This is a genomic window from Cereibacter changlensis JA139 (genome assembly GCF_003034985.1).
Lineage (GTDB): Bacteria > Pseudomonadota > Alphaproteobacteria > Rhodobacterales > Rhodobacteraceae > Cereibacter > Cereibacter changlensis.
Genome location: NZ_PZKG01000104.1, coordinates 1 through 13,731, shown reverse-complemented (window position 1 = coordinate 13,731; position 13,731 = coordinate 1). Strand labels below are relative to the sequence as shown.

The 13,731-nt window shown below is 67.3% G+C and carries 14 protein-coding genes; 9 read left to right on the top strand and 5 right to left on the bottom strand.

Annotation, left to right across the window (positions count from 1 at the left end):
• Positions 1–272: DNA-3-methyladenine glycosylase (locus C5F48_RS17420; RefSeq protein ID WP_181247720.1), on the bottom strand; the 272-nt coding region annotated here is incomplete at its 3' end.
• A 161-nt stretch (positions 273–433) separates the two neighbouring features.
• Here C5F48_RS17420 and C5F48_RS17415 point away from each other — a divergent pair.
• The 5 genes from C5F48_RS17415 to C5F48_RS26575 all read left to right on the top strand — a co-directional run bounded on the left by C5F48_RS17415 (position 434) and on the right by C5F48_RS26575 (position 4,963).
• Complete coding sequence (locus C5F48_RS17415) at positions 434–973, top strand: hypothetical protein (protein WP_107665131.1); 540 nt, start codon at positions 434–436, stop codon at positions 971–973.
• A 78-nt stretch (positions 974–1,051) separates the two neighbouring features.
• The gene (locus C5F48_RS17410; protein WP_107665130.1) at positions 1,052–3,154 is read left to right on the top strand and encodes a catalase; all 2,103 of its coding nucleotides are present in this window, start codon (positions 1,052–1,054) and stop codon (positions 3,152–3,154) included.
• An 81-nt stretch (positions 3,155–3,235) separates the two neighbouring features.
• Entirely contained in the window at positions 3,236–3,469 is a 234-nt protein-coding gene (locus C5F48_RS17405) for a hypothetical protein (RefSeq protein WP_107665129.1), read from the top strand.
• A gap of 321 nt (positions 3,470–3,790) precedes the next feature.
• On the top strand, positions 3,791–4,795 hold the full coding sequence (locus C5F48_RS17400) for a sensor histidine kinase (RefSeq protein WP_170139630.1): 1,005 nt from the start codon (positions 3,791–3,793) through the stop codon (positions 4,793–4,795).
• Between the two features lie 81 nt (positions 4,796–4,876).
• Positions 4,877–4,963, top strand: coding sequence for a small membrane protein YohP (locus C5F48_RS26575; protein WP_107665127.1), 87 nt, complete (start codon positions 4,877–4,879; stop codon positions 4,961–4,963).
• A gap of 30 nt (positions 4,964–4,993) precedes the next feature.
• Here C5F48_RS26575 and tdh read toward each other — a convergent pair whose 3' ends face one another.
• The 4 genes from tdh to C5F48_RS17375 form a co-directional block, all read right to left on the bottom strand.
• Positions 4,994–6,019, bottom strand: coding sequence for an L-threonine 3-dehydrogenase (tdh, locus tag C5F48_RS17390; protein WP_107665133.1), 1,026 nt, complete (start codon positions 6,017–6,019; stop codon positions 4,994–4,996).
• An 8-nt stretch (positions 6,020–6,027) separates the two neighbouring features.
• Positions 6,028–7,221 (bottom strand): glycine C-acetyltransferase, encoded by a 1,194-nt coding sequence (locus C5F48_RS17385; RefSeq protein WP_107665126.1) that lies wholly within the window; start codon positions 7,219–7,221, stop codon positions 6,028–6,030.
• Between the two features lie 75 nt (positions 7,222–7,296).
• Complete coding sequence (locus C5F48_RS17380) at positions 7,297–8,745, bottom strand: protein adenylyltransferase SelO (protein ID WP_107665125.1); 1,449 nt, start codon at positions 8,743–8,745, stop codon at positions 7,297–7,299.
• Between the two features lie 72 nt (positions 8,746–8,817).
• Positions 8,818–9,348, bottom strand: coding sequence for a hypothetical protein (locus tag C5F48_RS17375; RefSeq protein ID WP_107665124.1), 531 nt, complete (start codon positions 9,346–9,348; stop codon positions 8,818–8,820).
• A gap of 290 nt (positions 9,349–9,638) precedes the next feature.
• On the opposite strand from C5F48_RS17375, the gene C5F48_RS17370 reads away from it, so the two are divergent.
• The 4 genes from C5F48_RS17370 to C5F48_RS17355 all read left to right on the top strand — a co-directional run.
• Positions 9,639–11,456, top strand: a complete 1,818-nt coding sequence (locus C5F48_RS17370) for a site-specific integrase (protein WP_107665123.1) — start codon at positions 9,639–9,641, stop codon at positions 11,454–11,456.
• 69 nt (positions 11,457–11,525) lie between these two features.
• Positions 11,526–12,737, top strand: coding sequence for a phage portal protein (locus tag C5F48_RS17365; RefSeq protein WP_245941404.1), 1,212 nt, complete (start codon positions 11,526–11,528; stop codon positions 12,735–12,737).
• Complete coding sequence (locus C5F48_RS17360; protein WP_107665122.1) at positions 12,734–13,060, top strand: gene transfer agent family protein; 327 nt, start codon at positions 12,734–12,736, stop codon at positions 13,058–13,060. Before C5F48_RS17365 ends, C5F48_RS17360 begins: the two co-directional genes overlap by 4 nt.
• On the top strand, positions 13,057–13,731 hold a 675-nt coding region (locus tag C5F48_RS17355; RefSeq protein WP_107665121.1), incomplete at its 3' end, for an HK97 family phage prohead protease. The genes C5F48_RS17360 and C5F48_RS17355, both read left to right, overlap by 4 nt.

The following is a 13,731-nucleotide window of genomic DNA, read 5'->3' as shown; positions in this document are numbered from 1 at the left end:
AGCGCGCGGATCAGCACGGCCTCGCCGGGCAGGCAGACCACGTTCAGGCACCAGTGGATGCCGTAGGAGCGGTAGACATAGGCCCGGCCCGGCGGGCCGAACATCGCGGCGTTGCGAAGGCCCGGGCCGCGGAAACTGTGCGAGGCGGGGTCGTCGGCGGCATAGGCCTCGGTCTCAACCACCCGCCCGCCGCAGCCGCGCACGGTCAGCAGCGCGCCCAGAAGCTCGGCGGCGACGAGGGGCGCGGGGCGGTTGCAGAAGCTGGCGGGCATGGCTGGTCTTCCTCTGGCGGGGACGGGCGGACGGGACGGACGGGCGGGTGGGCCGACCCGGAGGAAGATGCCGGGCAACGGAACAATCGCCGCGGCATCCTGTTGTCAGCCCATGCTGGCGCGATGCACCGGCGCCTGTTTCAGTAATAAGGACACATACCATGACCCTTTCCCCGTTCAAGCTGTCGCTCGTCGCCCTCCTCGCCGCCGGTCTCGGCCAGACGGCGCTCGCACAGGGCGATCCCGCCCAGGGCAGCGACCCCGAGACGCCGCAGGCCTCCGCCACCGGCACGGGGAGCGAGCAGGACATCGCCGCCCAAAGCTGGAACGAGGCCGTGCGCGACGTGTTCTTCACCGACGCGACCATGTCCGAGATCCGCCCGACCGAGGATGTCGAGGCCCGTTGGGCCACGCTCGACCCCGAGACCAAGGAGATCGCCAAGCGCGACTGCGCCGCTTTCCTGATCGACGCGGGCTCGATGGGCGGCGCCGGCGGCCCCAGCCTCGGCGACACGGCCCCCGCGGATGGCGCCGCGACGGGCGGTGCTGCGACGGATGGCGCGGCGACGGATGGCGCTGGCGATGCCGGCGCGCCGGCCGCGACCGACACCACCACCGCCTCGGAAGCGCCGCCCTCCCCCGGCAATTCGCCGCTGTGGAACCAGGCCTGCTCGCTGGTGAAATCCTTCAGCCCGGAGTGAGCCGGGCGCACGAGACCACGATCGACCCGGCGCGGCAGGGCTGCCGCGCCTCATATCCCCAGACAACAGGAGCTGCAGATGTCGGCAGATGACAAGCCAGCGCACCGTCCCGGTAGTTTCGAGCATCTCGTTTCGGATTACGGCGCCGGCGGCGAGTTTCACCAGCATGCCGGAGAGGGCGATCCCCGGCTGACCACCGCGCAGGGCGTGACGATCTCCGACAACCAGAACTCGTTGAGGGTCGGCGCGCCGGGGCCGACGCTGCTGGAAGATTTCGTGCTGCGCGAGAAGATCTTCCACTTCGACCACGAGCGTATTCCGGAGCGCGTGGTGCATGCCCGCGGCTTCGGCGCGCATGGCATCTTCGAATGCACCAAGGCCTTGGGCGACATCACCCGCGCCGCGCCCTTCCAGGCCGAGGGCACGATCACCGAGACCTTCGTGCGCTTCTCGACCGTCGCGGGCTCCAAGGGGTCGCCCGACCTCGCCCGCGACGTGCGTGGCTTCGCGGTGAAGTTCTACACCGACGAGGGCAACTGGGATCTGGTCGGCAACAACATCCCGGTGTTCTTCATCCAGGACGCGATCAAGTTCCCCGATCTGGTCCATGCGGTGAAGCCCGCCCCGGACCGCGGCTTCCCGCAGGCGCAGTCGGCGCATGACAACTTCTGGGATTTCATCTCGCTGACCCCCGAAGCCATGAACATGGTCATGTGGCAGATGTCGGACCGGACCATCCCGAAGAGCTTCCGCACCATGGAGGGCTTCGGCGTCCACACCTTCCGCTTCGTGAACAAGGCCGGCAAGTCGACCTTCGTGAAGTTCCACTGGAAGCCGAAGCAGGGGCTGCAGTCGGTGCTCTGGGACGAGGCGCTGAAGATCAACGGCTTCGACCCTGACCGCCACCGCCGCGACCTCTGGGATGCGATCAAGGCCGGCGACTTCCCGGAATGGGATCTGGGCGTGCAGCTGTTCGACGAGGACTTCGCCGACAGCTTCGACTTCGACGTGCTCGACCCGACGAAGATCATCCCCGAGGAGCTGGTGCCGGTGGAGATCGTCGGCACGCTGACGCTGGATCGGGTGGTCGACAACTTCTTCGAGGAGACGGAGCAGGTCGCCTTCTGCACGCAGAACGTGGTGCCGGGGATCGATTTCACCGATGACCCGCTGCTGCAGGGCCGCAACTTCTCCTATCTCGACACCCAGCTGAAGCGGTTGGGGTCGCCCAACTTCACCAAGCTGGCGGTGAACGCGCCGCGCGGCTGCCCGGTGCACAACTACCAGCAGGACGGCCACATGCAGACCGGCAACCGCAAGGGCCGGGTGAATTACGAGCCGAACAGCTGGGGCGAAGGCCCGCGGGCGCATCCGCTGGAGGGCTATGTCTCCTTCGTGGTGAAGGAGGAGGGCGAGAAGCGGCGGCTGCGGCCGGAGAGCTTCGCCGACCATTACAGCCAGGCGCGGCAGTTCTACATCAGCCAGACCCCGGCCGAGCAGGGCCACATCGCCAATGCGCTGATCTTCGAGCTGTCGAAATGCCAGGTGGAGGACATCCGCGCCCGGGTCGTCGCCCATCTGCTGAACATCGACGGGGCGCTGGCCGAGACGGTCTGCACCGGGTTGGGGCTGGCCGAGATGCCGGATCCCGCTCCCGCCGCGCGACCGACGCGGCAGGACCTGCCGCCCTCGGATGCGCTGAGCATCCTGAAGAACGGGCCGGAGGATTTCTCCGGCCGCACGGTGGGCGCGCTGGTCGGCAATGGCGTGGACGCCCAGCTGCTGGCGGCGCTGAAGGACGCGCTGAGCGCCGAAGGGGCGATGCTGAAGCTGGTGGCGCCGCAGATCGGCGGCGTGCGCGACAGCGCCGGCATGCTGCATGTGGCGGACGAGAAGATCGGCGGCGGCCCTTCGGTGGTGTTCGACGCCGTGGTGATCCTGCCGGGCAAGGAGGCGGAGCTGATCGCAGGCCATCCTTCGGCGCAGGATTTCCTGAAGGATGCCCATGCGCATTGCAAGCTGATCGGCCATCACGGAGCCGAGGCGCTGATCGCCGCCACCGCGCTGCAGGCGAAGGTGGACGGCGGCTACATGCCGCTCGACGCAGCCTCGGTCGAGGGCTTCGTCAAGGCCTGCCGGGCGCTCCGCTTCTGGGACCGCGAGCCGACGCTGGCGAAGTGAGCCCCTACGCGGGCCGGGGAACCCTTCCCCCGGCCCGCGCGTTTTTTCAGGTATCCATTGCGCAGCAGGAAAGGCTTCTTGATGACCTTCACTTCCGACAACCGCTCCTCCGCCGTCATGATCGCCTCGGCTGTCGTGCTCGGCGCCTTCGGGGCGCTGGCCGTGCGTCAGCTGATGAAGTCCGACCGCGGCGGCTTCCGCGAGATCCGCAACGCCGGGACGCGCTCGATGCAGACGCCGCCGCGCGACTGGGACGAGACCGACGAGGAGCTCGACGAATCGTTTCCGGCCAGCGATCCGCCCGGCAACTATTGAGCGCCGCTCTTGCCAGCGTAACGCAGCGTAACGAATAGGCGGATCGGCGAGGCCTCGCCACCATCGGCGAGGTTTCGCCGATATGCGCCAAAAAAACCGAGTCTCATAGACAACTTTCTGGAACCTAATCGGTTTTTGCTCATTCCAGCCTTGTTAAGGATGATTTCACTGCGATGACTTCGGTTTCGGATCATCGGCTTTGGACGCTGGGGGAGAGTGCGATTGGCGGGACAGGACCTTCAGCCTGGTTTTCTGAATGGTGGTGGCGAGATGGGGCGTCAGGTGGCGGCCTTCGATTGGTCCCGAACATCCCTGGGACCGATGGAAAACTGGCCGGCCGCCCTGCGGATCTCTGTCTCGAATGTGCTCAACTCCCCCTTCCCCGCCTTCGTCGCCTGGGGTCCCGATCTGATCACCATCCATAACGACGCCTTTCGCCCGATCCTCGGGATGAAGCCCGCGCCGCTGGGAAAGCCGATGGCCGAGAACTGGGCCGAGGCCTGGGAGGCCGTCAGCCCCTTCGTCGAGGCGACGATGCGCGGGGAGTCGGTGTTCTTCGAGAACCACGAGGTCGAGATCGACCGCTCCGGCCAGATGGAGAAGGCCTATTTCACCTTCGCCTACAGCCCGCTGCGCGACGAGGAAGGCGTGGTCCGCGGGCTGATGGACACCGTGGTCGAGACCACGTCTTCGGTCGAGGCCGAGCGCAAGGCGCGCATCCGCAACGGCGAGCTGATGCACCGGATGAAGAACACGCTGGCCATCGTCTCGGCCATCGCCAACCAGACCTACCGCAGTTCACAGACCGTCAAGGAGGCCAACGAGCGGCTGCTCCGACGGCTGACCACGCTGGGCAACGCTCAATCGGTGCTGATGAGCGAGGATCACGAGGCCGCCGACATCCGCGCCGTGGTCGAAAGCTCGCTCGCCCCGTTCCGGCAGGCCATCGGCCAGATCAAGGTCGAGGGCCAGCCGCTGCATCTGGCCGAGCGGCATGTCTTCTCGCTGGCGCTGGCGCTGAACGAGCTGGCGAGCAATGCGATGAAATACGGCGCGCTGACGGTGCCCGAAGGCCGGGTGCGGCTGGGCTGGCGGACCGACGGCGAGGATTTCGTGCTGGAATGGCGCGAGACCGGCGGCCCGGCGGTGACCGAGCCCGCCTCCAGCGGCTTCGGCAGCTTCCTGATCCGCAGCGTGCTGGCCGACGACTTCAACGGCGAGGTGACGCTGGACTACCGGCGCGACGGCGTGGTCTGCCGGCTGGTGACGGCGGAATCCAACCTGGCCTTCCGCCGCAGCGCCGCACACCACGACCACGCCGCCTGACTTCGGGCCTGAACCTGCGACGGCAGGAAACCTTTCCCGCCGGGCCGCGTTGATTTCCCGACCCAACGGAAAGGAATTCAAATGTTCAAGTTCATCGGCGGCACCATCGGCTTCATCTTCCTGATCGGCCTTCTGGTCGTGGTCGGCCTTCTGGCGCTGATCTTCTGAAGCTTTGGGCGGGGCAAGCCCCCGCCCGCCTCAGCCCCAGTCGAGAACCACCTTGCCGCTCTGCCCCGAGCGCATCGCGGCGAAACCCTGCTCGAACTGTGCGACCGGAAAGCGGTGGGTGATGACCCGGCGCACGTCGAGGCCGTTTTCCAGCATGGCGATCATCTTGTACCAGGTCTCGAAGATCTCGCGACCGTAGACGCCCTTGATGGTGATCGCCTTGAAGACGATCCGGCTCCAGTCCACCGGCGACTTGCCGGGGGGAATGCCGAGCATTGCGATCCGGCCGCCCATCACCATGGCCTCAACCATCTGGTCGAGCGCCACCTGCGCCCCCGACATCTCCATCCCGACATCGAAACCCTGCACGATCTTCAGCCGCGCCATGACCGCGCGCAGATCCTCCATGGCGACGTTCACCGGGGTGACATCGGCCACCTCGGCGGCCAGCGCCAGCCGCGCCGGGTTCACGTCGGTGATGACCACATGCCGGGCGCCGACATGCCGCGCCACCGCAGCGGCCATGATCCCGATTGGCCCGGCCCCGGTGATCAGCACATCCTCGCCCACCAGATCGAAACTGAGCGCGGTGTGGACCGCATTGCCCAAGGGATCGAGGATCGCGCCGATCTCGTCATCGATCGCATCGGGCAAGGGCACCACGTTGAAGGCCGGCAGCCGCAGGTATTCGGCAAAGGCGCCGGGCTCGTTCACCCCGATGCCGCGCGTCTCGGGATCGAGGTGGAACTTGCCCGCCCGGCTCTGGCGCGAGTGCCGCCCGATCAGATGCCCCTCACCCGAGCAGCGCTGGCCGAGGGAGAGCCCCTCCACGTCGCGGCCCAGTTCGACGATCTCGCCGGCGAATTCGTGGCCGGTCACCAAGGGCACCGGCACGGTGCGCGCCGCCCAGTCGTCCCAATTCCAGATATGGATGTCGGTGCCGCAGATCCCGGTCTTCCGGACCCGGATCAGCACGTCGTCCGGCCCGATCTCGGGCACCGGCCGCGTCTCGCGCCAGAGACCGGGCTCCGCCCTCGCCTTCACCAGCGCCGTCATCTCGTTGGTCATATCGCCCCCACCTCGCGCCCCGCCTCGCGGAAGGCTTGCAGCGCCAGATCGAGATCGGCGCGGCTGAGCGCCGCGTTCATCTGCGTCCTGATCCGCGCCTGCCCCTTCGGCACAACCGGAAAGAAGAATCCCGCCACATAGACGCCGCGCTTGAACAGCGCCTCGGCCATGGCCTGCGCCAGCCTGCCCTCGTCCAGCATCACCGGGATGATCGGATGCTCGCCGGGCAGAAGCCGGAAGCCCGCGTCGGTCAGCCCCGCCCGCCAATGCGCGGCATTGTCGAAAAGCTGCGCGCGCAGGTCATCCGCCGCCTCCACCAGATCGAGCGCCGCGATCCCGGCGGCAACCACGGCGGGCGGCAGAGCATTCGAGAAAAGGTAGGGCCGCGCCCGCTGGCGCAAGAGGTCAACCACCGCCTGCGGCCCGGCGATATAGCCGCCGAGCGCGCCGCCCAGCGCCTTGCCCAGCGTGCCGGTGAGGATATCCACCTCCACCCCGTGATGCGCAGGCGTGCCGCGCCCCTCTGGCCCCATGAAGCCGGTGGCATGGCAGTCATCCACCATCACCAGCGCGCCGTAGCGTTCGGCCAGCGCGGTGATCTCGGGCAGCTTCGCGAGATAACCGTCCATCGAGAAGACGCCGTCGGTGGCGATGAGGATGAAGCGCGCCCCCGCCTCCCGCGCCTCCTGCAGCCGCGTCTCCAGCTCCGCCATGTCGGAATTGGCGTAGCGGTAGCGCTTGGCCTTGCAGAGCCGGATGCCGTCGATGATCGAGGCATGGTTCAGCGCGTCGGAGATCACCGCATCCTCCGGCCCCAGGAGCGGCTCGAAGAGCCCGCCATTGGCGTCGAAACAGGCGGCGAAGAGGATCGCGTCGTCCTTGCCGAGAAAGCGCGCGATGCGCCCCTCCAGCTCGCGGTGCAGATCCTGGGTGCCGCAGATGAAGCGGACCGAGGCCATGCCGTAGCCATGCTCGTCCATCGCCCGCTTCGCCGCCGCCACCAGCGCCGGATGATCGGCGAGCCCGAGGTAGTTGTTGGCGCAGAGGTTGATCACCTCGCGCCCCGCCACCTCGACCCGCGCGCCCTGCGCCGAGGTGATCAGCCGCTCGCGCTTCGTCAGCCCCTCGGCCTCGATGCCCTGAAGCACCCCGCCCAGATGCTCCAGAAATGCCACCCGTCCCGTCTGCATGTCGGATCCCCCGCGCGCGTTTCGCGTTTCTTCTTTGCTCAAATACTCCTGCGACGCCAGCCCCGCGTTCGGCGGTCAGGTGCCGCAGAAGGTGCGGTAGGGGCCGAAATCCGACGGCGCCGGCAGGGCATAGGCGTCGAGCCCCGGGCGCTCGGCGAAGGGCTCGGTGACCACCGCCAGCAGTGTGTCGAAGGGCAGCATCTCGCCGCGGCCGGCGGCTTCCAGCGCCGCCTCGACCAGATGGTTGCGCGGGATGTAGAGCGGGTTCACCGCGGCCATCCGCGCGGCGGCATCCGGCGCGCGGCGGGCGCGCCAGCGCGGCAGCCAGGCGTCGAGCGCCGTCGGATCGGCGAAGAGCGGCCGCAGCGCGCCCGCGTCCTCGCCCGCCTCGCCCAAGCGGCGGAAGGTCAGCGTCCAGTCGGCGCCCTGCCCTTCCATCGCCGCCAAGAGCCCCTCGGCCAGATCCATGTCGCCCGGATCCTCGCCCGCCAGCCCCAGCTTGTCGCGCATCCCCGCCAGCCAATGGGCGCGGTAGCGCTCCGACACGCGGCCCAGCACCGCCATGGCCTTCTCGATGGCTTTGTCCTGATCGGCGTCGATCAGCGGCAGCAGCGCCTCGGCCAGCCGCGCGAGGTTCCAGCCGAGGATCAAGGGCTGGTTGGCATAGGCATAGCGGCCCTGCGCGTCGATCGAGGAGAAGACCGTGCCGGGGGCATAGGCCTCCATGAAGGCGCAGGGGCCGTAGTCGATGGTCTCGCCCGAGATCGCCACATTGTCGGTGTTCATCACGCCGTGGATGAAGCCGACCAGCATCCAGCGCGCCACCAGCGCGGCCTGCGCCTCCTGCACCGCCTCGAAGAAGGCGAGATAGGGGTTCTCGGCCTCCGCGGCCTGCGGGTAGTGCCGGGCGATGGCGTAATCGGCCAATTGGCGCAGCTTGTCCTGCTCGCCGCGCGCGGCGAAGAACTGGAAGGTGCCGACGCGGATATGGCTCGCCGCCACCCGGGTCAGCACGGCGCCGGGCAGCCGGCCCTCCTGCCGCAGCACCGGCTCGCCGGTGGCCACGGCGGCCAGCGCCCGCGAGGTGGGGATGCCAAGGGCGTGCATCGCCTCGCCGATCAGGTATTCGCGCAGCACCGGCCCCAGCGCCGCCTTGCCGTCGCCGCCGCGCGAGAAGGGCGTGCGGCCGGAGCCCTTCAGCTGGATGTCGCGCCGCCCGCCCGGCCCGGTCACCTCGCCCAGCAGGAGCGCCCGCCCGTCGCCGAGCTGGGGCGAGAAGCCGCCGAACTGGTGCCCGGCATAGGCCTGCGCGAGGGGCTGCGCCCCCTCGGGCACGGCGTTGCCGGAGAAGATCTCGGCCCCCTGCGCCTCGAGCGCGGCGGGGTCGAGCCCCAGCTCGGCGGCCAGCCCGTGGTTCAGCCGCAGCAGAAGCGGCGCCGGCGCCTGCGCCGCCTGCCAGTCGACATAGAGGCCGGGCAGATCACGGGCATAGCTGTTGTCGAAGGCGAAGTTCGGAGCGGGCATGCTGTCTCGCGAGGTAAGGGAGGGATCCCTCCGATATGGGGCCTGCCGGCAGATGCGGCAACCCGCGGAGGGTCAAAGCCCGGCGGAGCCGCTCGGCTGGCCGCGGCGCAGCAGCACCACATTGTCGCGCCGGATGGCCGCCGGCTGCCCCGGCGGATCGATCAGCCGCTTCTGCAGCCGCAGCAGGTCGAGGTCGCGGCGGGCGATCTCCGGCACCGCAGCGATGCAGAGGCCGAGCGCCGAGCCGATCAGCCCGGCCATCATCTTCTCGTGCCCCGGCGACAGCAGCAGCGCCACCCGTTCGGCCCCGGCGGCGGTCAGCACCAGGAGCCCCGCCGTGGTGATGCAGAACAGGGCGATCAGCCGGACGCAGCTCTGGCTACGCTCCACCAGCCGGCGGGTCAGCCGGCAGCGCCGCACCGGGTCGAGCCCGCGCAGGTCGGCGTCCAGCGTCGGCCCCGCCCGCAGCAGCAGCGCCGCGACGACGATCGCCTGCGCGATCAGCAGAGAGGGCAGCAGCCGGTCGAGCGCCGAAAGCGGCACGGCCAGGGCGAAGAGCAGGCCGATCGCCAGCGCGGTGAGGAAGAGGCGGAACCGGGTCATCGTCGTCCTTGCATGGGGAGCGGGGCGGGAGGACATAGGTGCGGTCTGAAGGCCGCGCTGTCAAACCCGCAGGCGCTGCGTCGGCGACAATGCGTCGTATGAGCCGCCGACGACCGGCAGGCCGCCGCGCATCTGCGGGATTTTCAAGGAAAAGTGGTCGGAGTGGAGGGAGCATAACCCGGTTTAGACTCAAGCCCATGATTCCTCTCAAACAACTGATATTGCTTGATTACTTTCGCCAAAACTGTAACACACGACTGTAACACACGGACCTTCCACATGGGGCAATCATGGCTCGTTTCAGTCACCTTCTGCGGCGTGGTGCCGCCTACTACGCCAGGTTGCGCGTGCCGCTGGATCTGGTCGAAGTCATAGGTCGGAAGGAGCTGGTGAAGTCCCTCGGGACCAAAGACGAAGGTGAAGCGAAGCGCCAGTTGTGGCCGCAGATCACGTCATGGCTGGCCGAGTTCGACGACCTGCGCGCCCGTCGGACCCTTGTCGCCGCCGACCGCGAGATCGCCGTCTGGGACCACTACAACGCCACGATGGAGCGCGACGAAGCAGAGCGTGAGCGCCTGCCCCAAGAGGCTGAGATCGCCGCCGCCGAAGCCGATGTGATCCGCCGGGCAGATCAGGGCGAGGTGGACTTGGCCGAACCGCTGGCGATTCTCGACGCGACCCTTGAGCTTCAGGTCAAACAGCAAGCACCTGCCCTAGCGTCTGAGGCTCGCACGGCGAAGCTGACCGACCTGCGCAAGCACTTGGTGAAGGGCGAGACGGATCTGGTCGCGCATGAGGTCAACGACTACTTGGCCCGCAACCGGCTTCTGGTGGATCAGGGAACGCCCGATTGGGTCAGTCTTGCCCGGCACATGATGCGGGCCGAGATCGAAGCTCTACAGCGCACCTTGGAGCGGGACCGGGGCGATTACACCGGCGTGCCCCGTGACCCCCTCGTCAAGCCGCCGAGCAGCGCGCCCCGCGCCGAGCAAGAGGTGGCGGCGGAGGGCGAGAGCATCGCCGAGGCGGTGGAGGCCTTCAGGAAGGAGAACCCGCGGAACGTCTCGAAGAGCAGGATCGACGAGGCCTGCCGGGACATCGGCATCTTCATGGAAACCACGGGCCACACATTCCCCGTCTCGAAGATCACGAAGAAGCATGTCCGGGAATGGAAGGCGCTGTTGATCAAATATCCGGTGCGGGCGACCGAGGTTGCCGCCTTTAAAGGAATGACAATCCGCCAGATCGTCGAAGCCAATGAAGACGCGAAGCGCCCCGTCCTGTCAGATCGGACGGTGAACCGCTACCTGTCCAGCCTCTCGTCGTTCTGCTCTTGGGCGGAGGCGAATGGCTACATCGCGAGCAACCCCTGCTCCGGGATGGCGCTATCGAAAGAGCGCGGCTCGAAGACCCTGCCCTTCAGCAGCGAGCAGATGAACACGCTGTTCGCCTCGCCGCTCTTCGCCGGTTGCGTGAACGATACCGAATGGCGGAACATCTCGCGCCCCGGCAAGGTGCTGATCCGAGATCATCGGTTTTGGGTGCCCCTGATCATGCTGTTCTCTGGCGCTAGACCGGGCGAGATCGCGCAGCTTTCTACCAGCGATGTGAGACAGGAGCATGGTCGCTGGATCATGCACGTCACCACTGAGGGCGAAGCCCACGAAGAGGGCAAGCAGGTGAAAACGGCGGGTTCAATGCGCGTAATCCCGGTCCACCCGCAACTCGTCAAGCTGGGCTTTCTCGACTACCACGCGCAGCGGATCGAAGCTGGCGATAAGCGGCTGTTCCCCGGCGCGAAGAGGAACGAGCGGGGGCAGATGATGGCCGATTACAGCCGCGAGTTCGGCAAGTATCTGGTGCGGCTAGGCCTGAAGACCGGACGCGGCCTGTCGCTCTACTCGTTCCGTCATGGGGCTACCGATGCACTTCGCCGCGCCGGATATCTCGATAATCAATTCGGCTTCATCTTGGGCCATGCAGAAGCGACCATGACGGGCCGCTATGGGATCATGCCCCAAGGGATGCTTGAACAGCGCGTCGATCTGATCAACGCCATTGCCTACCCCGGCCTAAAGATCGACCACCTTTCAAAAGATATAACATAACATTTTCCTTGTCGGCTGATTCGCGATGTGAGATTCTACTGTCAAGATAATTCTTGACAGGAAACGCGCGTGACCATCGGCCAGAAGATCAAGACCGCCTTCGGCTTCAAGACCGAGGAGAAGGCGTTCGGCTTGAACAGCCCCGAGGCGCTGGCGCTGTTCGCCGGGCAGCCCACCGCCACCGGGATGCACATCGGCCCCGGCAGCGCCATGCGCGTTCCTGCTGTCGCTTGCGCCACCGGGTTGATCGCCGAGACGGTCGGCACCCTGCCCGTGAAGCTGTTCAACCGCGCCGACAAGGCGACGGTGCGCGACCACGCCGCCTACCGTCTCATGCACGGCGAGGCGAACGAGTGGACCAGCGCCGAGGAGCTGCGCACTCAGCTCACCGCCGACGCTCTGCTGCACGACGCTGGCGGCTTCGCCCTTGTCGTGCGCGGTCTGGACGGCAGGCCGCTTGAGCTGCACCGGCTGAAGCCCGGCACCGTGGCGCTGCAAGAGGATACGGACGGGACGCCGTTCTATCGCGTCTCGACCAATTCCGGCAGCGAGTTGCACCCCTTCACCGACGTCTTGCACGTCCGGGCGTTCGGGGGCGTCGCACCGATCACCCTTGGCCGCGAGGCCATCGCGCTGGCTGTCGCGTTCGAAGCCCATATCGGCGACCTCTTCCGCAATGGCGGGCGACCCTCCGGCGTCATCACAAGCCCGAAAATCCTCGACGCCGAGGCGAAGAAAAAGCTGGCGGCGAGCTGGTTTAGCACCCACTCCGGGCGCAACGCTGGGGGTGTTGCGCTGCTTGATGAGGCGATGGGCTACACCCCGATTGCAACCTCGTTGAGTGACGCGCAGTTCGCCGAGAACCGGCTCGAACAAATCCGCGAGATCGCCCGCGTGTTTCGCGTCCCGCCGACGATGTTGTTCGAATTGTCGCGCGGGACGTGGAGCAACACCGAAGAAATGGCCCGGCAGTTCCTGTCCGTCACCCTGAAACCGTGGCTGACGAGCTGGTCATGGGCCTATGCGCGCTGCCTGCTGACCCCGGCGGAGCGAGCGCAGTTCTACTGCGAATTTGTCGTCGATGACCTCCTGACCACGAACCACGCTGCCCGCGCCACCGCCTACAGCCAATACCGGGCAATGGGTGCAATGAGTGCCAATGAGGTGAGGCAGGGCCTGAACCTGCCCCCGCGCCCCGAGGGCGACCAGTTGCAGAACCCGTTCACCACCAGCTCCGGCACCCCCGAGGCTGCCAACGACGCAGAAAGAGAAGCAGCATGAGCATCCGGCACACCGCGTTCTTCGGCGACGGCGAACATGTCTTCGCCCTTACTGACCAGATGATCGCCGAGCTTGAGCGCCTGACCGACACCGGGATCGGTGCGATCTATCAGCGCGTGGTCGCGGGCGCTTTCAGCATGATCGACCTGCCCGAGATCATCCGGCTTGGCCTGATCGGCGGCGGCACCGCTCCCCAGGACGCCGCCCGGCTCACCGACACCTACGCCCGCAATCGCCCGATGGCGGAGGTGTTCCCGCTCGCCCTCGACATCCTCGATGCGCGCTGGTCTGGCAGCCCTCAAGAACAAGAGGTTGCAGCATGAGCGACCGTATCGAGATCAAGGCCGCTCTGACCGTCGATGACGCGGGCGCGATCACCGGGATCGCGTGGCCGTTCGGCAGCCCGGATCGCGTCGGCGACGTGATCGAGAAGGGCGCATTCGCCACGGCCATGCTGCCCCTGCCGATGCTCTGGGCGCACGATCAGGGACAGGTGGTCGGCGTCTGGGATCAGATCGCCGAGACCGAGGCGGGCCTGACCGTAAAGGGCCGCTTGCTGGTGGACGACGTGGCCCGCGCTCGCGAGGTCCGGGCGATGATCCACGCGGGCGCAGTCTCCGGCCTTTCCATCGGCTTCGTGACCAGGACCGCCAGCCCGCGCGCCCGTGGTCGCACGATCACCGCGCTCGACCTGCACGAAATCTCCGTTGTTGCCGTCCCGTGTCATCCGGGCGCGCAGATCACCTCCATCAAAACTGCCGACCCGGCACCCCACCCCGAAAAGGAAAACGACCAATTGGAAAACGACGACCCCAACGCCCCGGCCAACGCGCCCCAGATCGACACGAAGGCCTTCGACGAGATCAAGGCCCGGCTCGACCGGATCGAAGCCAAAGCCGCCCGCCCGCAGGGCGTGATCATCACCGGCCCGGACCAGCCCGAGCGCAAGGCTTTCACCTCGTTCCTGCAAGGCGGCGACTTCGACCGCAAGGCC